Genomic DNA, 26,151 nt, shown 5'->3' on the forward strand with positions numbered 1-26,151 from the left:
GTTAAAATAACCAATCTTTTTTTTATTGAAATTAAACCTTTTAAGAAACATAAAGTCATAGAACCATATTAACTTTTAATACTTATTAATTATGATACTTAAGGTTTTTAATTTACGATTATTAGCAATTATTGGAATGGTAGTTTTTGCATCTTGTTCTGAAAACGATGGGATAGAAACGACAGAAACAGATTTAACTACAGATGATGTGGAAGCTGTTGTATTAGCAGATGATATTACCGCTGATATTGATAATGTTCTAGAAGATGATGATAACGATTTTAATTTGTTGGGCAAAGGTATTGACCAAAGTAAAAGTAGTGTTGCTGATTGTGTAATTCGATCTGTAGAACAAAATCCAAATGAAAATACAATAACTATTACTCTTGATTTTGGCGACGGTTGTGTTGGTAAAAGAGGAAGAGTCTTTACTGGAAAAATTATTATTGTGTACGAAAAAACAGATTCGGGGTATTCTAAATCGGTAACTTTTGAAGACTTCTCTATTGATGGTAATCAGTTAGAAGGTTCTAAATCTGTGGTGAAGGTTAAGGAAAACGGAAATGGGAATAAAGAAGCTACTCATACAGTTGATTTAAGTTTGACTTTATCTTCAGGTGAAGTTGTAACATTAGAAGGAACTAGAATTCGCGAGAAGATAGAGGGTGATGATACTTTATTAAGAGGGGATGATGTTTATTCGATTTCAGGTAATTGGAAGTTTGTAAATAAAAATGGTGTTGAGTTCACAGGAAATATCATAGAAAGCTTACGAAGAGAATATGCTTGTAAGTACATTGTAAGCGGAGTTACAGAGATATCAAAAAATGGAAATGTTTACACACTTGATTTTGGGGATGGATCATGCGATAATAAAGCTACCTTAACAAATGCTGCAGGAGAAAGCATAGAGATTTCGTTAAGAAATAAATAGGTAGTGATAGTAGTTTTTCAGTTGAAAAAAACCAGCCTTTTGGGCTGGTTTTTTGTTTTATGCTCTTACAGGTTGATTTTGAATTAAATCTAAATACAAGTTTACCTGTTTTTTTAAGTCTTTCCTTTCATAAATTCCGTCTAAGAAACCGTGTTCTAATACAAACTCAGATCTTTGGAATCCTTCTGGTAATTCTTTTCCTGTAGTATCTTTAACAACTCTAGGTCCAGCAAACGCAATTAAAGCATTTGGTTCAGCAATGTTAATGTCTCCTAACATAGCGAAAGAAGCTGTTGTTCCTCCAGTAGTTGGATCTGTACATAAAGAAACATAAGGAATCTTTGCATCTGCTAATTGAGCTAACTTTGCAGAAGTTTTTACTAATTGCATTAATGATAAAGAAGCTTCCATCATACGTGCTCCACCAGATTTTGAAATCATTAAGAATGGAATGTTATTTTGAATAGAGTAATCAATAGCTCTTGCTATTTTCTCTCCAACAACACTTCCCATCGAACCTCCGATGAAAGCGAAATCCATAGAAGCAATTACTAAATCTTTACCTTGAGATTTTCCTACTGCAGTTCTTACAGCATCTTTCAATCCTGTTTTTTCTTGTGCAGCTTTTAAACGCTCTGGGTATTTTTTAGTATCCTCAAATTTTAAAGGATCTTTTGCTGTTAACTTCTCGTTAAGTTCAGTAAACTCATTATTGTCGAAGAATAATTCAAAGTATTCTTTACTTCCTACTCTTACGTGGTAACCATCTTCTGGACTTACATAAAGGTTTTTCTTTAACTCGTCAGTATCAATAATTTTTCCACTAGGAGTTTTGTACCATAAACCTTTAGGAGTGTCTTTCTTCTCTTCTGTAGGGGTTTGTATCCCCTTATCTTTTCGTTTAAACCAAGCCATATTACGATGTATTATAGTATTTAGTCAGTTTGTTATTTAGCCCGCAAAATAAGTAAAAAACTAAAGTTAATTACCAAAATAAACTAAAATGTGATTAAATATCTATAATGTATCGATGTTGTTTAGATCTTCAAACGCCTTTTTTAAACGAGTTTTAAAGGTAATTTCACCTTCACGTAACCATTTACGAGGATCGTAATATTTTTTATTTGGCACATCATCTCCTTCAGGATTACCAATTTGAGTTTTTAAATACTCAATTTTACCTGTCATATAATCTCTGATTCCTTCGTTAAATGCAAATTGAAGATCAGTATCAATGTTCATTTTAATTACTCCGTAACCAATTGACTCACGAATTTCTTCTACAGTTGATCCAGATCCACCATGGAATACGAAATCTATAGTGTTGCTTGGCACATTGTATTTCTCAGAAATATATTCTTGAGAGTTCTTTAAGATTTTTGGAGTTAATTTTACATTTCCTGGTTTATAAACACCATGAACATTTCCGAAAGCTGCAGCCACAGTAAATTGGTCACTAACTTTCATTAACTCTTCATATGCATAAGCAACTTCTTCAGGTTGTGTATATAATTTAGAAGTATCAACATCAGTATTATCTACACCATCTTCTTCACCTCCTGTAATTCCTAACTCAATTTCTAAAGTCATACCCATTTTGCTCATTCTAGCTAAGTATTCTTTACAAATTTCAATGTTCTCTTCAATAGGTTCTTCCGATAAATCAATCATATGAGAACTATATAAAGGTTTACCAGTTTCAGCGAAGTGTTTTTCACTAGCATCTAATAAACCATCAATCCATGGTAATAACTTTTTAGCGGCATGGTCTGTATGTAAAATTACAGGAACCCCGTAAGCTTCAGCCATTAGGTGAATATGCTTTGCACCAGCTACTGCACCAGCAATTGCAGCTTTTTGATCTTCGTTTGATAATCCTTTTCCTGCATTGAATTGTGCTCCTCCATTTGAAAATTGAATAATAACAGGTGCATTTACTTCTTTTGCAGTTTCTAAAACAGCGTTTATAGAATTTGAACCTACAACATTTACTGCAGGTAGTGCGAATGCTTTTTCTTTTGCTAATTTGAAAATCTCTTGAACTTCACGTCCAGTTGCAACTCCAGGTTTTATCATTTTTTCAGTTTTAGGTTTGTGTCATGAATAGAAACAAAACTACATAATTTTTCGATTTAACGAAGAAAAAGAAAAAGAGATTACGATTACGTTATAGTTAAGTTTTCTTGCTAGAATGGATAGTTTATACCGATATTATACACTGCATTTGAAAAACCAAAGTTTTGGAACCATCTTTTATCGGTTAAATACGGTTCTCTAACTTTAAAGCCTAAATCGAGTCGCGCAACTAAAAATTTAAAATCATAACGAATACCGAAACCTGTTCCAACAGCCATGTCTGTAAGAGATTTTAGCCCTGAAAAACGAGATTCTTCATCAACTAAAGAAGAGTTAGTAATATCCCAGATATTTCCTGCATCCATGAATATGGCACTTTTTAAGTTCCCTGCGATGTCGAATCTGTACTCAAAGGAAGTTAGAAATTTTAAACTACCAATATTATACTCTAAACCTGGTAATCTTCTTCCCGGACCTAAATCATAAGTCCTCCAAGCTCTGATATCATTAGAACCTCCAGCAAAGTAGCTTCTAGAAAAAGGAATTGCCGAATTATTGTAAGTAATAATAGCTCCTAGCATAGTTCTATGTGCAATCACATTATTTTGTCCTAAATCCCAAAACTTTTTATACTCGATATCAGTTTTAAAATATTGCGCTACGGGAATCTTAAAAACTGTTTTTTGATCGTTTTGATTAGTTTGGTTTGATAATAATCCCATAACATTTCCAGAGTTTGCTATTCTAACCCTGAAATAAGAAAAATCATTGTCTTTAATGTTTACCTGATTGTTATATGTAAAAGCGTAGGCAATTTCTGGAATTAAGAAATCGGAAGTAATAATATCATATCGATTTAAAATGTTTTTATTGTCTTGGAATTCTTGTGGATTAGAGGCTTGAAAACTTACATCTCCAAGGATGTCATTCATGAAGCGGACAATAGCAGCATTGTTTTCTGGTGAGTTTTCTGGTAATGTAAAGTTTGGATTTAAATCATCAATTTCTTTTAATTTGGAATATTCAGAGCTGTAGATAGTGAAATAATTATCTACATTTAAATTACGTACATATTGTGCGTTTAACAATTCGAGCTGGATAGATTTTCGGTCATTAAAATTCCAACGGTAATCAATACCAACTGAAATATTCTGCTTATCTAAAGCAATATTTTTTTGAATATTTAAACCGGAAGAAAAAGTAGTTCTAGGTTGCATGCTTTTAGGAACTAATCTATGAAGCCCGAATGGAACCATAAATCTTGGAACTTCTAGAGAAGCATTTGTACCGATTTCCCATCCAGGACCATTTCGAGAATTGAAGTATCCTCCAGAAAATGATAATTTAAATATTTCAGCTCCCTTGAATGTATTTCTATTGGTAACAGAAAATTTAGCCGAAATATCAAAGTTTCTAATATTGGATCTCGATAATTCAGTTTCAATTCCAATGGTATACTTTTCTCTTGGAGTTAAAAATATATTTGCTTCTAATGATTCTTCATCATACGGATTATATCTTATCGATGTGTTTTTAAAGTTTCTCAAACCTCTTAAATGTGTTTGAGTTAATGTTCTTAAAGAATCAGTGTAAATTTGGTTAGGCTTTATAAATATGGATTGACCTAAGTATTTAGGATTGTATTTTAATTTTTTGTGTGCGAAAAAATTAACACCTTTATAAGAAGTAGAATCTAAATAAGATTCATTCCTTAAAGCATACGTGTAATCCGTGTAAACGTTAATTTTTTTGATTCGCTGTACTTTAAATGGTTTTGATACATAATTACCATCCTGTTCAACCAAACGATCTAAAATACCTAACTCAACTTTAGTTTTCTGATAGTTTTGAAGCGTATCATTAATAAATTCAATATAGTTTTCGTTAAAATGATAGACTCCTTTGTTACGAAATAACTTTACCAAACGATTAGCTTCATTGATAAAACTTTGGTTTTTATACTGATCTCCTGTTTTTAGGAAGCTTTTACTTTTTTGAGTTTTATAAATAGAATCAAGTACTTTTGACCTTATATTTACTACTATCGAGTCTAGAAAAGAAGGCTTGTTTTTGGTAACGAAATAAGAAATCTTACCTTTCTTCTTTCCGAGAGTGTCTTTTTTTGACCATACTTTTGCTCTAAAGTAACCTTCTGTTAAGAAGTAATTTTCTAAATTTTGAACGGTTTTCCTCGTTTTTTTATCGTTGATAATAACTGGGGCCTGTCCATTGTTTAGGTACCACTGATTTAGACCAATGAAAGTATTTGCAACAGAAATACTTTGCTTTTCCGAAAAAACATCTTTAAATAAATTATACCAACGAGGATGATTTTCTTTCCATTCTTCTACATCTTGAGATCCCTTCGGATTTCCTAAATTGTAAAAGTAAAGTGAGAGAGGAAGAGCACCGAGAACTCGAGCATTTCTGCGTTGTAGTAATAACTCATTTAATTTTTCATCATTTTGCTGAATACTATCAACTGTAATAACATTTTTAGTTAATAATAATTCGTTTTCAGGAACATGTTTAATTGTGTTACATGAACTTAAAAGCAGCAGAAATAAAAAATAAAAAGAAAGTTTTTTCATTAACTTTACGCCTCGTTTTAGTCTTTTAATTTGGGCCTTTTCTAACTACGGTAAATCTAAAAAAAACTAGAAATCACCTGTGTTATAAGTGAGTTTTAATGCTTTTCCAAAAATAACTGATTCGTCAAAAATACCAATTTTATGGTTAAGTGCTGTTAAAAAACTGCCAATGAGTTTATCCAAAAATCAAACCAAACTAATTAATAGTTTAAGACAAAAAAAATACCGTCAAGAAAACGGCTTATTTATAGCAGAAGGAATTAAAGTTGTAAAAGAGCTAATAAAATCAGATTTAGAAATTGAACGATTATTTGTTACTGAGGAAAATTGTATTTCCATTAATGAAATGAATAAGGTTGTTTTGATTACTGAATCAGAACTTAAAAAAGTAAGTTCATTTAAAACTCCAAATAAAGTTTTGGGAATTTTTAAGGTTCCAAAAATGAAACCAATTAAACAATCGGGTCTGATTTTAGCGTTAGATTCTATAAATGATCCCGGGAATTTGGGAACCATTATTCGTTTATGTGATTGGTTCGGAATTGAACAATTGATATGTTCTACAGATACCGTTGATTGCTATAATCAAAAAGTAATTCAATCTACAATGGGGTCAATAACTCGGGTAAATATTGTTTATACAGATTTGGTAGATTTTTTGAAAAAAAGTGAATTACCAACTTTTACGGCAGACATGAATGGGCAAAATGTGTATAAAACTGAATTGCCGGAAGAAGCTGTTTTAATTATGGGGAATGAAGCTAATGGAATTTCAAACGAGGTTAAATCAGTAATTCAAGAACAACTAACGATTCCTAGATTCGGTAGGATTCAAGAAACAGAAAGTTTAAACGTTGCAACTGCAACTTCTATATTGTTAAGTGAATTCAAAAGAAGACTCTAATAAATTTTTTCAACTTGTCTTTTTTGAGAGAAAGCTTCTAATTCTTCAACGAATAAATCGTGTTCGCTTTTTGATATAGTTTTCAAATAATTCTTAATTTCTATTGGATTTATCGGCTCGATATTTTCTTGCTCATGCAGTTCAGGGTAACATGAAATAAAGAATTTTTGAACGTGAGCAATTAAATTTATCAAATCATTACAATACACAGATGGATTATTAAAACCGTTTTCTTTGTTAAATCGATGCACTAATCTTCCACCTTTACATATTTCTTTTAATGGGCATTGTAAACATTGACTAGACAATTTTGTGTTGAAATCATTAAAATATAACTTACCCAATGAAGTGTTTTGGATATCATCAAAATTGTGATTTTTAATATTTAATCCAGTTTTAGTAAATCCATGGCCACAAGCTTTCAAAGAATCAATTGCTTCTATTTCACCGTTAGTTTCAATAACTAAAACGGTAGATTCATTTTTTACATTTTCTTGAAGTCGCATTAATGAGTTTAAAAGTCCTAAGAAAATTGGAATCTTGAAACGATTTGCATCACTAATCCAAATATCAAACAGTTCAATTAACCAATCGGCCATAGCAGTTTTATCTTTGTCAAAAGGAAAATTATCATGTGTATAATCAGGAATTAGGAAGTTTACATAACTAGCATCCATTTTTTTAAAGCTATTGTAAATCTCCTGTGGACTTTCTTTTATGTTGATAACGCAAGCAATATCTGCAAAATCCATTTCTTTTCGTAATAACTTAGCACTTTCAAATACCTTGTCATAACTGCCATTTCCTTTATGATCTACACGAAACATATCATGAGCTTTTTTTGTTCCATCAACACTAATACTTGGTGAAATATTTAACTCTTTAAATAATGAAATCCATTCTTTGTTGAGTAAAACTCCATTTGTTTGTAGGTCAAATGTGAATGCAACATTTGGAAGCTCCTTTTGTATTTCTTGAACTTTATTTACGAAATTGATGTAAAACTCTTTAGAAGTAAGTAAAGGCTCTCCTCCATGAAAAATAAAAGAAAAATCTTTTTTATTATATTTTTGAACATATGCTTTTGTCTTAGAAATAACTTGTTCTACTATGTCATCAGACATAAATTTTGGTTGTTTTTTATATGTTGTATCACCAAGGTTATACATGAAACAATAAGAGCAATTTAAGTTACATCTACTTGCTATTTTTAAAGCTAAAGAATTAAAATTCATGATTGAAAAGAGTTTTGTTAAAGATTGATTTAACAAGGGAATTAAAAAATTCCCTTGTATAGATTTTAAATTATGTTAGAATCTGAATTTTTCTTCTTCTTTTTCAGCAATAGCAACACATCTTTGTAATTTGTCGCTCCAAACTTGACCGTAAGGACAGTTTTTACCGCCACCACTTGTTGGGTAATAAATTACATCATCATCTGCTGGAATCGCTCCACCTTTAATAAGAGATAAATCGTTAAGTTGATTGTTTGAAAATTTCTCTAATCCTTTTGGTAAAAAAAATGATTTTTTCATTTTAGTAAAATTTAGTTTTTCGCTTACTCTTTTTTAGATTTCAGGTTAAATAATACATTTTCAGCTTCCTGTAAATATTTAAACTTTGGTTACCGTTTATCTGGCAATAAACTGGTTTATCTAAGAAATGTGCCAGCATTTCTTAACTTTTAATCTGGTTCTTTGTAGTTATATCAACAAGAGAAGATTTTTGTTACCCCACTGGAATAAAAAAACTTGGTTTAGTAAAATCTGAGTTAATTTATTTGATGCAAATATTTAATGAATCGAGTTAGAAATAAAGGGACTGTAGTTGTTATTTATAAAAAGTGGAGGTATTTTTTGTAAAAAGTAACTTCTTAATATTTTTTAGTAGATGTAAAAAAACTCCTTTAGAAAGAAAAAATAATGAGTAATCTCGTAATTTAATTTTATGAATAAAAGCAAAAAAACTCACTAAATACTTAGTGAGTTTTGAATATTATGATTGTCAATTTTGACTTAAAATAGTCCGTTTATCTGAGCATCAATTCGGTCAATGATATAACCTAAATCTTCAGGTTTGTCAACAAAATCAAGTTTGTCAACTTCAATAATTAGTAGTTTTCCTTTATTGTACGTGCTAATCCAAGCTTCGTAGCGCTCGTTCAATCTACTTAAATAATCTATACTAATAGAACTTTCGTAATCACGTCCTCTTTTGTGAATTTGACCAACAAGCGTAGAAATGTCTGCACGTAAATAAATTAATAAATCAGGAGGAGTAACTAAGTTTTCCATGAGTTCAAACAGAGATGAATAATTTCCAAAATCTCTATTTGTCATTAAGCCCATCGCATGTAAGTTAGGAGCAAAAATATGAGCGTCTTCATAAATAGTTCTATCTTGAATGATAGCTTTTCCTGATTTACGAAGTTCTAAGATTTGACGAAATCTACTATTTAAAAAGTAAACTTGTAAGTTAAACGACCAACGTTCCATTTCACTGTAAAAATCATCTAAATATGGATTTTCATCTACTGATTCAAAATGTGGGTCCCAATTGTAATGTTTAGCTAATAATTTAGTTAATGTAGTTTTACCAGCTCCAATATTTCCTGCGATTGCTATGTGCATACATCATAGTTTTAAGGCAGTCAAAATTACATATAATTTTCAATTATTTTTAAGATTAGCAGGTTAATTTATAACCATAGCCACGAATGTTAATAATTTCAACGGATGGATCCTTTTTTAATTTCTTACGAAGTTTTGAAATAAAAACATCCATACTGCGTGCATTAAAGAAATCATCATTTCCCCAAAGTTTGTTCAAAATAAAAGTTCTGTCTAAAACTTCATTTTTCTTTTCGGTTAAATAATATAAAAGCTCGCACTCTCTATGTGTAAGTAGTTCTACATCGTCTTTATAGTGCAATTTTTGCTTCTCGTAATTTAAGGTAAACTCTCCAATTGGAATTTTCTCTAAGTTTCTTTTTAAGCTTAATCTATCTAATAAATTGTACACTCTAACGATGAGTTCTTCCATAGAAAATGGCTTTTTTAAATAGTCATTTCCTCCGTGTTGAAATCCATCAATTACATCTTTAGTTTGTGATTTTGCCGTTAAGAAAATAATAGGAATCGAACTATTTTCTTCACGAATTTCTTTTGCTAAAGTGAATCCATCTTTTTTAGGCATCATAACATCTAATACCAAAATTTCTGGTTGTTCTTTTTCGTATAATTCGTAAGCCTCTTCACCGTTTAAAGCATGAATTACCTCAAAGTTTCTAGTTTCTAAACTTTCTTTAACGATTTGCCCTAAGCTTGGTTCATCTTCCGCTAATAGTAACTTAATCTTTTCACTCATTGGTTAGGTTAATTTTAAAAACTGTTTTACCTGAAGTTGCTTGTAAGGTTATTGAACCATTATGCTTTTCAATGATTTTTTTAGTGTAATACAAGCCAATTCCAAAACCTTTTACATCATGTGTGTTTCCTTTAGGAATTCTGTAAAACTTATCAAATATTTTTTCTTGTTGACTTTTATCGATTCCTTTTCCGTTATCAGATACAGTAATTGTTATATTATCTCTTTCGGAAATTAATAAAACATCAATTTTATCACCTCCGTATTTAACTGCGTTATCAATCAAATTTGATACTGCATTTTCAAAATGAAATTCATCGATATTTAGAAACAATGACTTGGCATTTGAGGAAAACTGAATATCTTTTTCGGTGGTTAAAAGTTGATGTTTATTTGAAAGTTTTTCTAATAAATTAATGACTTCAACTTGCTCTTTTTTTAACAATAGTTTTTCGCTGTCAAGAGTTGCAGTTTCTAATAGTTTTTCAACCATTAGGTGTAATTTTTTGATCTGATTTTCTGAGATAGAAACATACTTTTTAGTTTTCTCAGTATCTTCAATTGCGTTGAAATTATTAATTGCTTCTAAAGCTGTAGAAACAGTTGTAATTGGTGTTTTAAACTCGTGAGTGATATTACTGATTAAATCGTTTTTTATTTCAGCTAATTCTTTTTGCTCATTGATAATCTTTAATAAGTAGAATAAACTCGATATAACTGCTAATGACAATAATAACGATAATAATATTCCAGTAGAACTTCTTTTCAGAGCCTCGGCTGAAGGATTGGAATATTTCATTTTAAATTGTTTATCCGGACCTAAAAAAGTAGATTTAGATTCGATAATATCAAACTGTTTAATTGGTGTAGGAATAAAATCTACTTGTAATGTGTCAGATTTAAAATATTCGAATCCATAATTAACATTGATGTTTTTCTGAAGTAATTCCTTTTTTAAAATGGAGTCAATTTTTACAGGATTAATAGTATCGTTTTGAACAGCAACAAAAACAGTTTGCAACCCTTTAATTAGTTTTAAACTGTCAGTTGCTCTTTTTCCTCTAAAAACTCTAACATCGGAAACTTTATTTCCTTCGATATGTGTACCTGTTTTTCCGTCTTTATGAAATTGAGTAATCCCTTTTTCTGAATTATTATTCTTGAATTTATAGTTAAAGCCAATTATAGTATCACACATAATACTATCCACAACAGATGTTGTTTTAAGGAATTCGTTTTCATTGTCCGTTTCGACTTTAATAGAAGTTATTTGAAAATCAACTTTAGAGGTTGAATCTTTTTTTCGATTCTTTTTGTTTGACTTATTATGTGTACTATCTATTTTAGAAAAAATGTTTTTCCAAACGTTTTTCATTCTACCCTGACCATTAGTGTCTTTTTCATCAGTAACAATGGCAAAATAACTTCGTTTAGATAAGTCGGCAAAATATTGTTCAACAGCATTATCTAAGCTTATTTGGATTTCATTCATAACACGTTGCTTATTCTCTTGGTAGTTTTTATAATTCCAATAGAATTGCACGGCAATTGTTGTGATGATGGTTGCCGAGATGAAATAAAGAATCCAATTGTATTTTTTTGATTTCATACTTCAAAAGTACACTTTATATATATACAAATTCAATCGGTTAACACTAGTTAACACTCGTTAACCTAGAAAGCTATTTTTTGAAATCATATTTGTAGTGTGAAACTAAAAAACCAAAAAATCATGAAAAATTTATTCTTTATAGCACTAGCACTTTTGTCAATAAATTTATATTCTCAATCAAAGAAAAAAACTAAAATTCAAACCACATCTTTAATCTTTACAGTTGATTCATCAGAGGAGGTAAAAAAAATTAATTGGGATGATACTAAAGAGTTTTTTGAAGATGCTGATGAAGATGAGGAAATAACTCTTGGTATAAAAGTAAAAAAGAATGGGAAAGTTTTAAAATCGGATTCTAAGCACAATTTTTTAATATCAGGGAAGGTAAAAAATTTAGATAATTTGATAAAAATCATATCTAATTATGAAGTTGAAACAACTCCAAAAGTTAAGATGTCTTCTTTGATTTATACAGTAGATTCCGTTGAAGAATTGCAAGAGATTGACTGGGAAGAGGTAAAAAAATCGTTCGTAGATAAAGATGAAGACGAAGAGATAACTTTAGGATGTAAAGTGAAAAAATCTGAAGATGAAAATTCAAAGTTAAATATAAAGCAAAGCTTTATTATTTCAGGTAAAGTAAAGGATTTAGACAAGTTGATTAAGATTATGTCTAATTACACTAAAAACCAAAAATAAACATTAAAATTATATATAATGAGAGTTCAATTATTTCTAGCATTAGTTTTGTTATCATTAATAACAGGAGCACAAAACTTCCAAGGTAAAGCTACGTATAAAACCCATAGAAATATGGATATTAAAATAAGCACAGATCAAAACGCTCCTAATTCAGCAATGCAAAAGAAGCTGCATGAGCAGTTGAAAAAAATGTCTCAAAAAACATTTACGTTAAATTTCAACAAATCAGAATCTACTTATACTCAAAACAAGGAATTAAAGCCTGAAGCGCAAACAGGAGGTGTAAGTATTGTAATGATTGGTGATGGTGGAGGAAATGATGTTTTGTACAAAGATGTAAACAATAAAACCTATAGAAACAAAACTGAAATAAGTGGTAAAACTTTTTTAATTGAAGATAAGTTACAAACTGCTGACTGGGAAATGACGGCTGAAACAAAAAAGATAGGTAAATACACTTGCTATAAAGCAACAAGATCAAGAGAAGAAGAACGAGTTAGCTTTACCATGACCGATGGAGACAAAGAAGAAACGAAAAAGAAAGTAACCGTGACAACTGAAGTTTGGTATACACCAGAAATACCAGTAAGTAATGGTCCTGGAATGTTTTGGGGATTACCAGGTTTAATTTTAGAAGTGCATGAAGGTAAATTAACCATTGTTTGTTCTGAATTAGTATTAAATCCTTCGGATAAAGTAACCATCAAAAAACCAAAAAAAGGAAAGAAAGTTTCTCAGGAAAAATTTGATAAGATTATGAGAGAGAAAACTGAAGAAATGATGGAGCGCTTCAAGAACAATCGTAAGTCAAAAAACAAAGGAGAATCAATAAGTATTGAAATTCAAGGATAGTGGTTAAACCTTTAGCTTTTTTTTAAGTCTAACACTAGATTATGAATAGTATCTTTAACGACAAAATAAAGCTAATCAACATGAAATCAATTATAACCTATTTGTTTATTTTCTTTACAGTAACAGCTTTTTCTCAGAAAGATTTTTACGGTAAAGCAGTGTATCAATCAAAAACTACCTTCGATTTAGAGCAGTGGAACAATCGAGAAATGTCCGAGCAACAGAAGAAAAGAATCATGGAACGAATGAAGAATATGCTAGAAAAAAAGTATGTGCTTCAATTTAACAAAAGTGCTTCTATTTATAAGGAAGAAGAAAAGTTAGAAGCTCCTGGACGTGGAGGCGGATTTAGATTCGGAGGATTTTCAGCAGAATTGCAATATAAAAGTATTACTGATAAACAGTTTTTAGAAGAGCGCGAGTTTTTTGGTAAGAAATTTTTAATTGAAGACAATTCTGAAATGCCAAAATGGGAGATGACTGGAGAAACTAAACAAATAGGAAACTATTTATGCTACAAAGCTACCATGCTTAAAAAAACCGATGAATTCGATTGGCAAAACATGAGAAGAAGAGGTCGTGGTAGAGGAAGAGATGGAGATCGTAATAAGGAAGAAAAGAAGAAAGATACTGCCAATGTTAAGAAGGTAACTGAGGATATCGAAATGCCAAAAGAAGTTTTAGTAACAGCTTGGTATACTCCTCAAATTCCAGTAAGTAACGGACCAGGAGAATACTGGGGATTACCTGGACTTATTTTAGAAATTAACTCTGGTAGAACTACTATATTATGTACTCAGGTTATCTTAAATCCTAAAGAGCGAATTGAAATTGAAGCGCCGACTAAAGGAGACAAAGTAACAAGAGAGGAATACAATAAAATTGTAAAGAAAAAAATGGAAGAGATGCGTGAAATGTGGAGAGGAAGAAGAGGTAGAAATTCTAGACGTTAGATAACCAAAATTTTAATAATGAAACAAATATTACTTTTGGCGATCATTTTGATCGCTAGCCATACTAGTGCCCAAATTAAACTGTCGGGAGTAGTGAAAGATGACAGTGGTAACGCATTGGAAATGGCCAATATGATTGCTATAAATCAGCAAACTAAAAAAATTGATTCCTACGGATTTACCGATTCTTTTGGTAATTATAAATTGAATTTACAGAAAAATTCAACCTATACAATTAAAGCTAGTTATGTAGGTATGAAATCGGGAGAAATTCAAATATCTACAAAAGAATTAGACATTATAAAGGATATTGTATTAACGCTCGATGATACACTTGACGAAGTTGAAATTGTATCTAAAATGCCTGTTACGGTAAAAGGTGATACGATTGTTTATAATGCAGATTCTTTTAAAAGCGGAACCGAAAAAAAACTTGGTGATGTTTTAAAGAAATTACCTGGTGTTGAAGTAAATGATGAAGGAGAAATTCAGGTTGAAGGAAAAACAGTGAGTAAAGTAATGGTCGAAGGAAAAGATTTCTTTGATGGTGATTCTAAATTAGCGACAAAGAATATTCCTGCAAACGCAATTGACAAGGTTCAGGTATTAAAGAATCATAGTGAAGTTCGTCAAATGAGTAGTGTAACCGATAATGAAGATAATATCGTTATCAATTTAAAGCTAAAAGAAGGGAAAAAGAATTTCTGGTTCGGAGAAGTTTCTGCAGGAATTGGGATGGCAAGAGAAGATACTCGATATATCGTTCATCCGAAACTATTCTATTACAGTCCAAAATATAGTTTAAATCTGATAACTGATTTCAATAATATTGGTGAAGTTCCTTTTACGCGTCGTGATTATTTTAAATTCACTGGAGGTTTCCGTGGAGGTGGAGGACAAGGAACAGGTTTTAATGTCGCTTCCTCAGATATTGGTTTCTTAACCTTAAGGAATAACAGAGCAAAAGAAATCGAATCTCGTTTTGGTGCTTTAAACTTTAGCTATTCACCAAAGCAAAATTGGGATTTAAGTGGATTTGCAATCTATTCTGGTTCAGATACAGATTTAGAGGAAAATACGGTTAGAAATTACTTGAATCCAAACATGAATGATCCACAATCAATTGAGACAGAAACTACTCAAAGTATGACAAATCAACAGAGTGATTTAGGTTTAATTAAATTAAGTTCAAGTTATAAAGCGAATGCTGATAATCAGTTTGATTATGATGTGTTTGCTAAGATTTCAGATCAAAAAGAAACACAGTTATTAACTTCTAATCGAACTACAATCGATGGAACTTTTACATCTGTTCCAATTAATCAATTAACAAGTCAGAATCCATATTCTATTAATCAGAATTTGAATTATTACTATACGTTAAATGATAATAATATTTTCGCTTTTGAAGGTCAGCATTTATGGCAGAATGAAGATCCGTTTTACAATGCGCAATTATCACAATTATCGTTTTTCAATCAATTAGGGTTAACAAATCAGTCTTTATTTGATGTTTCACAGAATAAAAGAGTTAAGACAAACAAGTTAGATGCTAAGTTAGATTACTTCTACGTAATCAATTCTAAAAGTAATTTAAACGTAACTTTAGGAACAACATTAAGTAATCAACAATTCAATTCGGATGTTTTCCAAGTATTAGATAATGGAGATCAGAACAATATCAATAATCCTGATGCAATTAATGATGTTGAATATACTTTTGATGATTATTATGCTGGATTACATTATAAATTTATCACAGGAATTTTTACCTTCAATCAAGGGTTTACAGCGCATAAGTATGCAGCTATAAACACACAATTAGGAAGCGTTTTTGACAATAGTTTTACAAAGTTACTTCCAGATGCTTCTATTAAAGTGGCTTTAAAGAAATCAGAAAGTTTACGATTAAACTATAGTCAGCAAGTTAGTTTTACTGATATTAATAGAGTCGCTGAGGGATTCGTATTTAACAATTATAACCGCTTGTATAGTGGAAATAGAGAGTTAGAAAGCTCATTGTCTCATAATGTAAACTTAAGCTATTTTAGTTTTAATATGTTTAATTACACTAATGTATTTGCTAGTGTTAATTATAGTAAGTTGATTGATGCAGTAAAAGGAGCTACGGTTTTTAATGGAGTAGATCAGGTTTCTAGTTCTATTAATTCAGTTTTCCCAGACGAAACAATTTCTGCAAACGCAAACTTCCAAAAAAGCTATAGAAAGTTTAAAGTAACTTTAGGAGGGAATATGGCGTATTCTGTTTCGAATAACCTTTTCTTTTCTGGACAAACTGGTCAGAATGAAAATAGAGAGTCAAATTCATTTACACAGGCTTATAGAACTAGGTTTAGCTCGAATTTTAGAGAGTTTCCAAACTTCGATGTTGGATATAATGTAAGTATTAATAAATATGATCAAGGTGGAGTTATAAATACCTTTACAACTCACAGTCCATTCATCAATTTTGATGCTTTTATTACAGATGATTTAGTTTTTAATACAAGTTATACTTATAATAACTTCAGAAATCAATCACGTACATTAAATGATTATAGTTTTTGGGATGCAGACTTAACGTATCAAAAAGGAGATAGTAAATGGGAATACAAAATTAAAGCTACGAACTTATTAAATACGAAATCATTAAACCAAGATGATTCTAATGTTATTTTCAATAGTTCATCTGTATATATTGTACAGCCACGATTTGTAACATTTAATATTACGTATAATTTATAGTTTTCGGGATTAATCAAAAAACGGCGAGCTAATTACTAAAGCTTGCCGTTTTTATTTTATAGAAAATCTAATTATTTTCCAGATTATTTTATAATTAATTTTCTCGTAGTTCGTTTATCTCCGTTTTGAACTTGTAATAAGTACAACCCAGTAGTTATTCCGTCAAAATTCAATTCTTCAGAGAAAGTGCTCTGAGTATTGTTAAATTCTTTTTGCTCAATCATTCTACCTCTAATATCAAATAATTTGATATCTACACTTTCAGTATTTATAACCTCAAAAGTAATATTGAAATTTCCATTTGAAGGATTTGGATAAACACTAAAGTTGTTGAAGTCAAAATCATCAACTGAGGCGGTTGGATTGTCAATAATATTAAAATTAACGGAGTTCATATTATAAAAAATATTATCCGCAGCTTCAACCATAATTCTGGCTGTTGTTGTAGGAATATTAGGAATTGTTACAGATTGTGAACCGTCATTAGGAGTGCTTTCTATCAAAGTTGTAGGAAATGTTAGTCCTCCATCCGTAGATAATTTAATACGAACGTTCTGACAATTAATAGGTGCTTGATGAGTTGTTGATCTATCCCAAGTAATAGTTTGAGAAGTTTCTCCAGTCCAGTTTGTATTACTTGGATTTGAAACTGTAAAAGGATTTGCACTAGTAACTGTAACTTTCATATCATCTCTATCAGCTGCTCCTCCACCGGCATTATTATCTCGGACTACTAAAGAAAAATTCATTTCCCTGGCAACTTGAGGAATAACCTCCCATGTGGAAAAGGTTGATCCGCCCGCTACAGTTTCTATTTTAGGTAAATATCTATCAGGAGATGAACTAGAAGAAAAGGATCTAAATTGAGGACCGCCAGTATTACCATTTGTAGGAGGCATAGTTGCTATTTCAGTATCTATTTGTTCCCAATTATATGTTAGACTATTTGTGCCATCTGCATCGGTAGCATTACCCCTTAAAATTAATGGTGTGCCTCTAGGTACGCTAAAGTCAGCACCGGCATTAGCAACAGGAGCATTGTTTCCAGTAGCGGTTGTAGTACCACAGAATGTTCCTTGAATATGATTCCACATACTAGTAATACTTACAGAATGAAAATGATCATCACTATTATTCTGAACATTAGGTTCACAAATTCCAGCGTAAGCCATGATGGTAGAACCACTTCCAGGTTCAACAGCAGAAGAGGCTGATCTATTACCATCACATGAATTATTAAAAGTATGTGGTGCACCGAATTGATGCCCTATTTCATGAGCGACATAATCAACATTATAAGGGTCACCTATTGGATCTGAAGTTCCCGTAACACCGCGCCCCTTCTGAGCAAAACAAACTACACCCAAACCAGCTAATCCACCTGCTCCAGTACTGAAAGCGTGCCCAATATCGTAATTAGCGTTTCCAATTACGGCATCGCATGTAGATTGACTTTCTGTAAGTAAAGAACCAGCGCTATCATTCGTTAAGTTATCCGTGTCAGGATCCAAAAAAATAAGTGGGTTGTCTCCACTTTGTAAAATAATATTCATTCTAACGGATAAATCTCTCTCGAATAAACCATTTACACGAGCCATAGTTGTGTTCATTGCAGATAAGACTGCTGCTCTTTGAGCTGTTTCAGTACCACCACCAACTCCTTGTTGGTTAATATGGTATTGTGCATATTCACCTGTACAAATTAAAGCCAATCTGTAAGTTCGTAAAAAGCCATCATCTGCTGTTTTTTGGGCTGTATTAATTTCTGTTTTTTGAGCCTTTACAGTTTCTTTTACATAACAAGTGAAATCATCATCGTTTTTTTCAATATTAGCTCTGTTATAACTAATATAGGTTGTTTTATCCTTTGAATAAGGATCTACATATACGGTAGGATGATTTCCAGAATGAATTGTAATATGAACGCCGTCACTTCCAACTGTAATTTTTCCGTTTTCACTTCTATCAGAAATACCTTGAACTGAATATGATTTGATAAAGCCAAATTTTGGATGAATAGGTTCAGTAAAATTAGAAGTCTCAATTACTGTATAATCATTCAATTTACCATTATAACCTGGCAAAGAAATTATTTTACTAATACCTTTTGATTGGGAGGTAAGTTCACTTTTGAAGCTTTCTAAATCTAAATTATAAACAGAGAATTTTTTTGGTTGTGTTTTTCTAAATACTTTTTCACCACGAAATGCAAAGTTCTCGGAATCTATTTTTTTCCATGAACTTTGAGCCATGGTTATTGTTGCGCAAAAAATCAACGCTACAAGTGTAACTCTTTTCATTGGGATTGTTTTTAATTAACATTAGTTTAAACTTATTGCTTTGTGTAGCAACAATATTATGTAAGGGAATATAAAAGTAGTAATAAAATTACTGGTTTAGAGTATTTTTCTAAAAAAAACGAACCCTTCTAGGTTCGTCTTCTTATGTTCAAAATTTAAAAAATTACTTTTTGATTATTTTTTTTACAGTTTTTTTGTTACCATTTGATACTTCGAGTAAATATAATCCAGCATTAACATAATTAAATGAAAGCTCTTGAGAAAACGTATTTGATGTATTACTAAATTCTTTAATTCCTACTAATCTTCCACGAAGATCAAATAATTTAATTTTTACACTTTCCGTATTAATAACTTCAAAAGTAATTTTAAAGTTACCATTGGAAGGATTAGGGTATAAATTAAAATTAGAGAATTCAAAATTTTCTACAGATGCTGTTGGATTATTTACAATTCTAAAATTAGAATTATTTATGTTGTAAAAAATATTGCTTATACCTTCAATCTTAATTCTTGCTTGGGCTGTAGGTATATTTGGAATTAAAACTTCGTGGATTCCATCATTAGGTGTGCTATCTTCTAACACAATTGGGAAAGTTAACCCCCCATCTGTTGATAATTTAATTCTTACATTTTGACAACTAATAGGTGTTTGGTCTGTCGTTGCAACATCCCAAGTTATGTTTTGTAAAGTTCCGCCATCAACATTAATTGCATTTTCAAATGAGGTCAGTCGGAATCCTATAGAGTTTACAAAAGTAATTTTCATGTCATCTCTGGCACTAGAACCACCTCCAGGGTGATTATCTCTGACAGTAAAAGCAAAATTAACATCTCTTTCTTCTGAAGGTAATACCTCCCAAAGGTTTGAGTTGGATCCACTTAAAACATTCTCTAAATCAGGTAAAAAACGCTGACTTGACGCACTTGGCGGGATTGATCTAAACAAGGGACCTTTACCGTTTGAAGTAGGAGGCATAAACCCGATTCCATTATCTATCTGTTCCCAATTGTAGCTTAAATTATCTGTTACGTCTACATCTTCACCCTTTCCATTCAAGATAAGTGGTGTATTTGTTGGTACATTATAATCGGGTCCTGCATCGGCAATTGGAGCTGTATTTCCCGTTGCAGTAGTAACTCCGCAAAAAGTACCTTGAATATTCGTCCACATTTCGTTGATACTTACTGCGTGAAAATAATCATCAGCAATAGATTGAACATTAGGTGGGCAAATACCTGCATAACTCATAATTGTGGAACCACTCCCAGGCTCAATACCCGTTTCATTATTTCGATTACAACCATTATTCTGTGTATGATTAGCCCCAAATTGATGTCCTAATTCATGACTCGAGATGTGAATATCAAATTGATCTCCTATTGGGTTAGCCGAACTAGTAACTCCTCCTGCTTTAAAACTTTGACACACAGCAGATACATATGCTAAACCAGAGACAGAACTGCTCTTATGGAATAAATGTCCAATATCATAATTGGTTGGCCCTAATAAACCATTTGTTCGAGTAATATTTTCATTGATCATCAGATCGATATCATCTCCTCCTGAATAACCATCAGTATTTGCATTTAAAAATAACATACGATTTCTCCCTCCAGAGATTACCATATTCAATTTTACGGCTAGTTCTTTTTCAAAAATTTGATTAATTCTAGTTAATGTAGTATTCATTGCTGATAAAACAGCAGCTTCTTTTTCAGTTATAGTTCCTCCAGAAATACCTTGGTTTTCTATATGGTATGTTGAATACTCACCTGTACAAGCTAATGCAAGTCTATAAGTTCTTAAATTGCCGTCATTCGCATTTTTTTGTTGGGAAAGTTTTGTTTCTTGTCTCGATACATTTTCTTTTACAAAACATACAAAATCAGTATCATTACTTTCAAAACTATTGCGGTTGTAGGCAATGTAATTCTTGTTGTCCTTTGTGTATGGATCAACGTAAAAAGTCCCTCTCTCAGGAGAATTTAAAACTATATGAACACCATCAGTTCCAATGGATACTTTACCAGATTCATTTTTATCCTTAACACCATGAATGGTATATGTTTTAATAAAACCATATTTCGGATTAAGAGGTTCTGTGAAGTTTGAATTTTCCTTAAAAACAAATTCCTTTATTTTTCCGTCATGTCCAGGAAGTTCAATTATCTTTTTGAATCCTTTACTTTGGGAAGTAAGCTGATTCTTAAAACTTTCTAGATTTAAACTAAATATAGAGAATTCTGTTGGTTGGGATTTTCTGAAGGTTTTTTCACTCCTAAAAGAAGTGTTTTGTAAATCTATTTTCTTCCACAAACTTTGTGCGTTTACGAATACCACACATGACAGGGCTAATACCAGTGTAATTTTTTTCATCGGGATTAATTTTAATTAAATTTGTTTTTTAAAATTTATTGTTATGAAAACAAAATTCGTAAGGGTCGACAAAAATATTAATAAAATACTTGATTTACAGAATTATTCATAAAAAAATGTAGTTTAAATGTTAAAATCAGAGTATATATAATGATTTGTCTAACTTTTTTCTTATCTCCATGATTTATTCTTAAAATAGAAAGTTTTTAAATCCATTTTTTTCAACGAACTTTGAACTCTATTAGTTTTGAAAAATCAAATCAACTTAAATAAGCGTACTTATTTTGGTTTTGCTAATAATATTTGAAGGTTTGTTGATTTTTTTAGTAATTAATGGAGGTTAACTGAATGACTGGAAATGAATAAAAATATTTATTTAATTGAGCTGTTGCAAAAAGATTTCAAGGAAACTTGGGATTATCAAGCTGAATTACTTCAAGGTATCATTGATACAAAAATTAAGAATAGAAGGGAAGAGTTAGATTTATTAACGGATAATTATTTTTTATTTGTTGAGCACCCTCATGTGTATACACTTGGTAAAAGTGGAGATATGGGTAATCTTTTACTAAATGAAAAACAACTAGAGAATAAAGGAATTTCTTTTTATAAAATTAATAGAGGAGGAGATATTACCTATCACGGACCAGGACAAATAGTGGGGTATCCAATTTTAGATTTAGAAAATTTCTTTACAGATATTCATAAATATCTTCGTTTTTTAGAAGAAGTAATTATCAAAGTAATTGCTGAGTATGGTTTGGAAGGTGAAAGAAGTGAAGGTGAAACTGGTGTTTGGTTGGATGTTGGAACTCCGTTTGCTAGAAAAATTTGTGCTATGGGAATTCGCACAAGTCGTTGGGTTACCATGCATGGTTTTGCCTTGAATGTAAATGCCGATTTAGGATACTTCGATCATATTATTCCATGTGGAATTAAAGGAAAGACTGTTACATCTTTAGAAGTTGAATTAGGTAGAAAGTTAGATTTAGAGGAGGTAAAAGAGAAAATTCTAAAGTACTTCAAAGAACTTTTTGAAGTAAATGAATTCATAAAAAAAGCGAGCCTATAGGCTCGCTTTTTTTATATAAATAATCAATATTCTAATTATTTTCTTGCTTTTAAATCAAAAGAAAATGCGATTAAATCGTTAATAGCCTTATCTTTCAATTTATCAGTAAATTTTCCTGATCCGTATACTACTCCAAAATCAGTTCTATCAACATTAAAAGTATCACTTTTTAAAGTAATGTCATTTCCGTTTTCAGTTAGTGTAGTTGGAATTGTAATACTTTTAGTAACTTCTTTAATAGTTAAATTACCGGTGATGTGTAATTTTCCATCTTTAACTTCTGAGCTTGCAACCACAAATTTAGCAGTTGGAAATTTTTCAACATCGAAGAAATCTTGGTTCTTTAAGTGTCCTTCTAATTTTTCTTTACCCTTACCAGCTTCTAAATCTAAATTTGTAATAGTTTTCATATCGATTACAAATTCACCAGCTTTTACAAGTCCGTTTTCAACGTCGAATAATCCTTTCTCTAAACTGATTGTCCCGTTATGAGCATCACCAATCTTTTTATCTCCTTTCCAAGTAACAGTAGATTCTGCTACGTTTACGTTGTATGAGTTAACTGGATCAGTTACTTTTTCCTCAACTTTTACCTCTTCTTTAGTTTCAACTTTTTTCTCGCTTTTACAAGAAGTTAATGCTATAGCAATAACTGCTAATGATAAAATTAGTTTTTTCATTTTTTTATGGATTAATTTTAATTTATTTTCCATGGCAAATATATTTAATATCTGTCACTTATGAAAACTATTTTTTGTCTTTTGTGTCGATTATTATAGTTACTGGACCATCATTTAATAATTCTACCTTCATATCTGCTCCAAATTGACCTGTTTGTGCTTTTTTTTGAGTAACATTCTCAAAATCAGTAATAAATTTCTCGTATAAAGGAATGGCAATGTCAGGTTTTGCAGCTTGAATATAACTTGGTCTATTCCCTTTTTTGGTCGATGCATGTAACGTGAATTGACTTACAATTATTGCATCACCATTAACATCAATTAGTGATTTATTCATCACATTATTTTCATCATTGAAAATTCTAAGGTTTGCAATTTTCTTGGATAACCATTCTATGTCTTCTTGAGTATCATCATTTACAATTCCCAATAAAATTAACAAACCAGAATCTATAGATGCTACTTTTTCACCTTCAATAGTTACGCTTGCTTTAGTAACTCTTTGTATTACCGCTTTCATTTAACTTTATTTTCCTGATAAAATATCGGTTCTGTAGTTTTCTTCTTCTCCTTCTATAATTTGCAGATAACTTTTGTATCGGGACCAAGAAATTTCTTCGTTTTCTAATGCTTCCTTCACGGCACAATGAGGTTCGTTAATATGAATACAATTGTTGAATTTACAATCTTGTTTTAAGGCGAAAAACTCAGGAAAATAATCTCCTAATTCGTCTTTTTCCATATCAACAACACCGAAACCTTTTATTCCCGGTGTGTCAATAATTTGAGCATTAAAACTTAAATCAAACATTTCTGCAAAAGTAGTTGTGTGCTGACCCTGCTTATGTTGCTCAGATATTTCTTTTGTTTTTAAATCTAATGTTGGCTCGATACAGTTCAATAAAGTTGTCTTTCCAACTCCTGAATGACCAGAAAACATACTCACTTTTCCTTCCATCATTTCCTTGATTTTATCAACATTAGTTCCATCTGTAGCAGAAGCTTCTATGCATTTATATCCAATAGGTTCGTAAATGTCTTTTAGGTATAAAATCTCAGCTTTTTGCTCAATTTCGTAAGTGTCGATTTTATTAAAAACAAGAATAACCTCTATTGAATAAGCCTCGGCTGTTATTAAAAAACGATCAATAAATGTGGTGAATGTTGGTGGGTTGTCTATTGTAACCAGCAAAAATACTTGGTCGATATTCGATGCAATGATGTGTGTTTGTTTGGAAAGATTTACCGATTTACGAACGATGAAATTTTTACGGTCAAAAATTTCGGTGATAATTCCAGTTTCTTCATCACTTTTAGTATCGATATCAAATTTCACATGATCCCCAACTGCAATAGGATTGGTACTCTTGATGCCTTTTATTCGGAATTTTCCTTTAATTCTGCATTTTAAAAACTCACCTTTTTCAGTTTTTACCCAATACCAACTTCCTGTAGATTTATAAACGGTACCTGTCATATAACAAAGATGAGAATAAAAATTGAATCTCTTTGATAAGATTAACTCATTAAATCTTTAATTTTCTCTGGAACACTTCCTCTTTCTCCTAATCGAATAATGCCGAAAATAATATCTGCAATTATTCCAGGTTCACTAATTAAAGATGCTGTTTTTGCTACACTTAAATCTCTTTGTTTAATTGCATTGTTCAATTCTGATGATGGTGTATTGGCAAGTTTAACTGCAAAATCCCATGCGCCATTTCGCGCAATCTCCATACTAAAATCAACTAAAAAATTATCTACATCGCGTGTGTATTTCAAGATTTTTCTCAGGAAAGGCCAAATAGTTGCTAAATCATTTTCAACATCTAAAATCAAAGAAGATAAAACCGAGTTTATTTTATCAAAATCACCTTTTAAATTTTCAATAGGTTGTCCTTGTGAAACTTGAGCAGCAGCAATTCCTAAATCTAAATTAATGTGTGCGTTCATACCAATTAACAGGTGCTGCAATACAATTGGCCAGAAATTTTTTGATAATGAAAAAGCTTTTTCCCATGATTCGGTAACCAATTTATTTTCCTTGTAGCTGTAATAAGCATCAATGTATCTTTTAGCAAAAATAATGTCTAGCTTTTCCATTCGTGGACCATCTTCAAAAAAGTTGTCTTGAATTCCTTCTTTTACTTTAATGGTTACTTTTTGATATAAAGCAGCAAAATAACCTAATGGGCTTTTTTCTATTACTGAAGTTTCGATAATGTCTTGAAGTACAGTGATAACATCATCAATTGTATGGATTTTAATCATTTTTTTTCAAGTTGTACTAATTTTCTTTTACTTTTACCGAAATATAAATTTAAATTTCTATGAAAAAAATTTTTACTCTTATTGTTTTTACAATTACTGTTTTTTCGGCTTATTCTCAAACTAGTTTGTATGAAAATCCTGATTTTGATGAAATAGCCAAGGATCATAAAAAAATAGCCATTTTACCTTTCAGAGCTCAGGTGGAGTTGAGAAAAAAACAAATGGAAAAAATGACTACGGAAGACCTACACAAGCTAGAGCTAGCAGAAGGTAAAAGTATTCAAACAGCAATGTATTCTTGGTTTTTAAAGAGAAAGAAAAGAGGAAAATTAAAAACTATTGAGGTTCAAGACCCGAATAGAACAACAGCTTTATTGAGAAAAAAAGGGATTACACAAGAGAATCTTATTGACTTTACACCTGAAGAGTTAGCTCAAATTTTAGGTGTTGATGCTATTATATCTGGAGACTACAAAACTAATAAACCTATGTCAGAGGGAGCCTCAGTTGCTCTAGGTTTATTAATTGGTTTCTGGGGAACAACTAATGCAGCTACAGTTAACATGTCTGTGCATAATGCAAAAGATGGGGTTTTGTTATGGAACTACAATAAAAAAGTTAGAGGAAGCTTAGGAAGTAGTCCGGATGATTTAATAAATAAATTAATGAGAAAGGCTTCAAGAAGGTTGTCTTACACTAAGAAAAAATAATAA

The 26,151-nt window shown here is 31.1% G+C and carries 22 protein-coding genes; 8 read left to right on the forward strand and 14 right to left on the reverse strand.

Translation table 11 applies throughout. The features are described 5' to 3' along the window. Positions 1 to 91 precede the first annotated feature (91 nt). Positions 92 to 934 (forward strand): hypothetical protein, encoded by an 843-nt coding sequence (locus tag ACOSP6_RS09320; RefSeq protein WP_422095244.1) that lies wholly within the window; start codon positions 92 to 94, stop codon positions 932 to 934. A gap of 57 nt (positions 935 to 991) precedes the next feature. On the opposite strand, the gene accD is transcribed toward ACOSP6_RS09320, so the two are convergent. The 3 genes from accD to ACOSP6_RS09335 all read right to left on the reverse strand — a co-directional run bounded on the left by accD (position 992) and on the right by ACOSP6_RS09335 (position 5,601). Next, entirely contained in the window at positions 992 to 1,849 is an 858-nt protein-coding gene (accD, locus tag ACOSP6_RS09325; protein ID WP_422095245.1) for an acetyl-CoA carboxylase, carboxyltransferase subunit beta, read from the reverse strand. A 102-nt stretch (positions 1,850 to 1,951) separates the two neighbouring features. Continuing rightward, positions 1,952 to 3,010: a class II fructose-bisphosphate aldolase gene (gene fbaA, locus ACOSP6_RS09330; RefSeq protein ID WP_422095246.1), complete on the reverse strand. Its 1,059-nt coding sequence runs from the start codon at positions 3,008 to 3,010 to the stop codon at positions 1,952 to 1,954. A 110-nt stretch (positions 3,011 to 3,120) separates the two neighbouring features. Next, entirely contained in the window at positions 3,121 to 5,601 is a 2,481-nt protein-coding gene (locus ACOSP6_RS09335) for a BamA/TamA family outer membrane protein (protein WP_422095247.1), read from the reverse strand. Between the two features lie 169 nt (positions 5,602 to 5,770). Between ACOSP6_RS09335 and ACOSP6_RS09340 the strand changes: the two genes are divergently transcribed. After that, positions 5,771 to 6,505, forward strand: coding sequence for a TrmH family RNA methyltransferase (locus ACOSP6_RS09340; protein WP_422095248.1), 735 nt, complete (start codon positions 5,771 to 5,773; stop codon positions 6,503 to 6,505). Here the strand turns inward: ACOSP6_RS09340 and ACOSP6_RS09345 are convergent. From ACOSP6_RS09345 to ACOSP6_RS09365, 5 genes are all read right to left on the reverse strand, one after another. Next, the gene (locus ACOSP6_RS09345; RefSeq protein WP_422095249.1) at positions 6,502 to 7,740 is read right to left on the reverse strand and encodes a radical SAM protein; all 1,239 of its coding nucleotides are present in this window, start codon (positions 7,738 to 7,740) and stop codon (positions 6,502 to 6,504) included. The genes ACOSP6_RS09340 and ACOSP6_RS09345 overlap by 4 nt on opposite strands. A 75-nt stretch (positions 7,741 to 7,815) precedes the next feature. Then, on the reverse strand, positions 7,816 to 8,040 hold the full coding sequence (locus ACOSP6_RS09350; protein WP_422095250.1) for a hypothetical protein: 225 nt from the start codon (positions 8,038 to 8,040) through the stop codon (positions 7,816 to 7,818). Between the two features lie 480 nt (positions 8,041 to 8,520). Beyond that, positions 8,521 to 9,135, reverse strand: a complete 615-nt coding sequence (locus ACOSP6_RS09355; protein WP_422095251.1) for a deoxynucleoside kinase — start codon at positions 9,133 to 9,135, stop codon at positions 8,521 to 8,523. A 55-nt stretch (positions 9,136 to 9,190) separates the two neighbouring features. Then, the gene (locus ACOSP6_RS09360; protein ID WP_422095252.1) at positions 9,191 to 9,871 is read right to left on the reverse strand and encodes a response regulator transcription factor; all 681 of its coding nucleotides are present in this window, start codon (positions 9,869 to 9,871) and stop codon (positions 9,191 to 9,193) included. Then, positions 9,864 to 11,480: a sensor histidine kinase gene (locus ACOSP6_RS09365; protein WP_422095253.1), complete on the reverse strand. Its 1,617-nt coding sequence runs from the start codon at positions 11,478 to 11,480 to the stop codon at positions 9,864 to 9,866. The genes ACOSP6_RS09360 and ACOSP6_RS09365 overlap by 8 nt, the downstream gene beginning before the upstream one ends. Positions 11,481 to 11,603: 123 nt before the next feature. Between ACOSP6_RS09365 and ACOSP6_RS09370 the strand changes: the two genes are divergently transcribed. The 4 genes from ACOSP6_RS09370 to ACOSP6_RS09385 all read left to right on the forward strand — a co-directional run bounded on the left by ACOSP6_RS09370 (position 11,604) and on the right by ACOSP6_RS09385 (position 16,735). Beyond that, complete coding sequence (locus ACOSP6_RS09370) at positions 11,604 to 12,182, forward strand: hypothetical protein (RefSeq protein ID WP_422095254.1); 579 nt, start codon at positions 11,604 to 11,606, stop codon at positions 12,180 to 12,182. Between the two features lie 18 nt (positions 12,183 to 12,200). Beyond that, a complete protein-coding gene (locus ACOSP6_RS09375; protein ID WP_422095255.1) occupies positions 12,201 to 13,037 on the forward strand; it encodes a GLPGLI family protein in 837 nt (278 codons plus the stop codon). 80 nt (positions 13,038 to 13,117) lie between these two features. Then, positions 13,118 to 13,990, forward strand: coding sequence for a GLPGLI family protein (locus ACOSP6_RS09380; RefSeq protein WP_422095256.1), 873 nt, complete (start codon positions 13,118 to 13,120; stop codon positions 13,988 to 13,990). Between the two features lie 18 nt (positions 13,991 to 14,008). Beyond that, positions 14,009 to 16,735, forward strand: a complete 2,727-nt coding sequence (locus tag ACOSP6_RS09385; protein ID WP_422095257.1) for a carboxypeptidase-like regulatory domain-containing protein — start codon at positions 14,009 to 14,011, stop codon at positions 16,733 to 16,735. Positions 16,736 to 16,818: 83 nt separating this feature from the next. On the opposite strand, the gene ACOSP6_RS09390 is transcribed toward ACOSP6_RS09385, so the two are convergent. Both ACOSP6_RS09390 and ACOSP6_RS09395 read right to left on the reverse strand, forming a co-directional pair. Then, the gene (locus tag ACOSP6_RS09390) at positions 16,819 to 19,035 is read right to left on the reverse strand and encodes a reprolysin-like metallopeptidase (RefSeq protein WP_422095258.1); all 2,217 of its coding nucleotides are present in this window, start codon (positions 19,033 to 19,035) and stop codon (positions 16,819 to 16,821) included. 163 nt (positions 19,036 to 19,198) lie between these two features. Continuing rightward, positions 19,199 to 21,415, reverse strand: coding sequence for a reprolysin-like metallopeptidase (locus ACOSP6_RS09395; protein ID WP_422095259.1), 2,217 nt, complete (start codon positions 21,413 to 21,415; stop codon positions 19,199 to 19,201). Positions 21,416 to 21,773: 358 nt separating this feature from the next. Here ACOSP6_RS09395 and lipB point away from each other — a divergent pair, with 358 nt between their 5' ends. Further along, complete coding sequence (lipB, locus tag ACOSP6_RS09400; RefSeq protein ID WP_422095260.1) at positions 21,774 to 22,487, forward strand: lipoyl(octanoyl) transferase LipB; 714 nt, start codon at positions 21,774 to 21,776, stop codon at positions 22,485 to 22,487. Positions 22,488 to 22,522: 35 nt separating this feature from the next. Here the strand turns inward: lipB and ACOSP6_RS09405 are convergent, their stop codons facing one another. From ACOSP6_RS09405 to ACOSP6_RS09420, 4 genes are all read right to left on the reverse strand, one after another. After that, positions 22,523 to 23,167, reverse strand: a complete 645-nt coding sequence (locus ACOSP6_RS09405) for a YceI family protein (protein WP_422095261.1) — start codon at positions 23,165 to 23,167, stop codon at positions 22,523 to 22,525. 67 nt (positions 23,168 to 23,234) lie between these two features. Further along, positions 23,235 to 23,687, reverse strand: coding sequence for a D-aminoacyl-tRNA deacylase (gene dtd, locus ACOSP6_RS09410; protein WP_422095262.1), 453 nt, complete (start codon positions 23,685 to 23,687; stop codon positions 23,235 to 23,237). A 6-nt stretch (positions 23,688 to 23,693) separates the two neighbouring features. Beyond that, entirely contained in the window at positions 23,694 to 24,644 is a 951-nt protein-coding gene (gene rsgA / locus ACOSP6_RS09415; protein WP_422095263.1) for a ribosome small subunit-dependent GTPase A, read from the reverse strand. Between the two features lie 41 nt (positions 24,645 to 24,685). After that, positions 24,686 to 25,438 (reverse strand): DUF5995 family protein, encoded by a 753-nt coding sequence (locus ACOSP6_RS09420; RefSeq protein ID WP_422095264.1) that lies wholly within the window; start codon positions 25,436 to 25,438, stop codon positions 24,686 to 24,688. A gap of 59 nt (positions 25,439 to 25,497) precedes the next feature. On the opposite strand from ACOSP6_RS09420, the gene ACOSP6_RS09425 reads away from it, so the two are divergent. Continuing rightward, on the forward strand, positions 25,498 to 26,148 hold the full coding sequence (locus ACOSP6_RS09425; RefSeq protein WP_422095265.1) for a hypothetical protein: 651 nt from the start codon (positions 25,498 to 25,500) through the stop codon (positions 26,146 to 26,148). Positions 26,149 to 26,151: the final 3 nt, after the last annotated feature.

Source organism: Tenacibaculum sp. MEBiC06402 (assembly GCF_049239625.1).
In the GTDB taxonomy this organism is placed as follows: Bacteria; Bacteroidota; Bacteroidia; order Flavobacteriales; family Flavobacteriaceae; genus Polaribacter.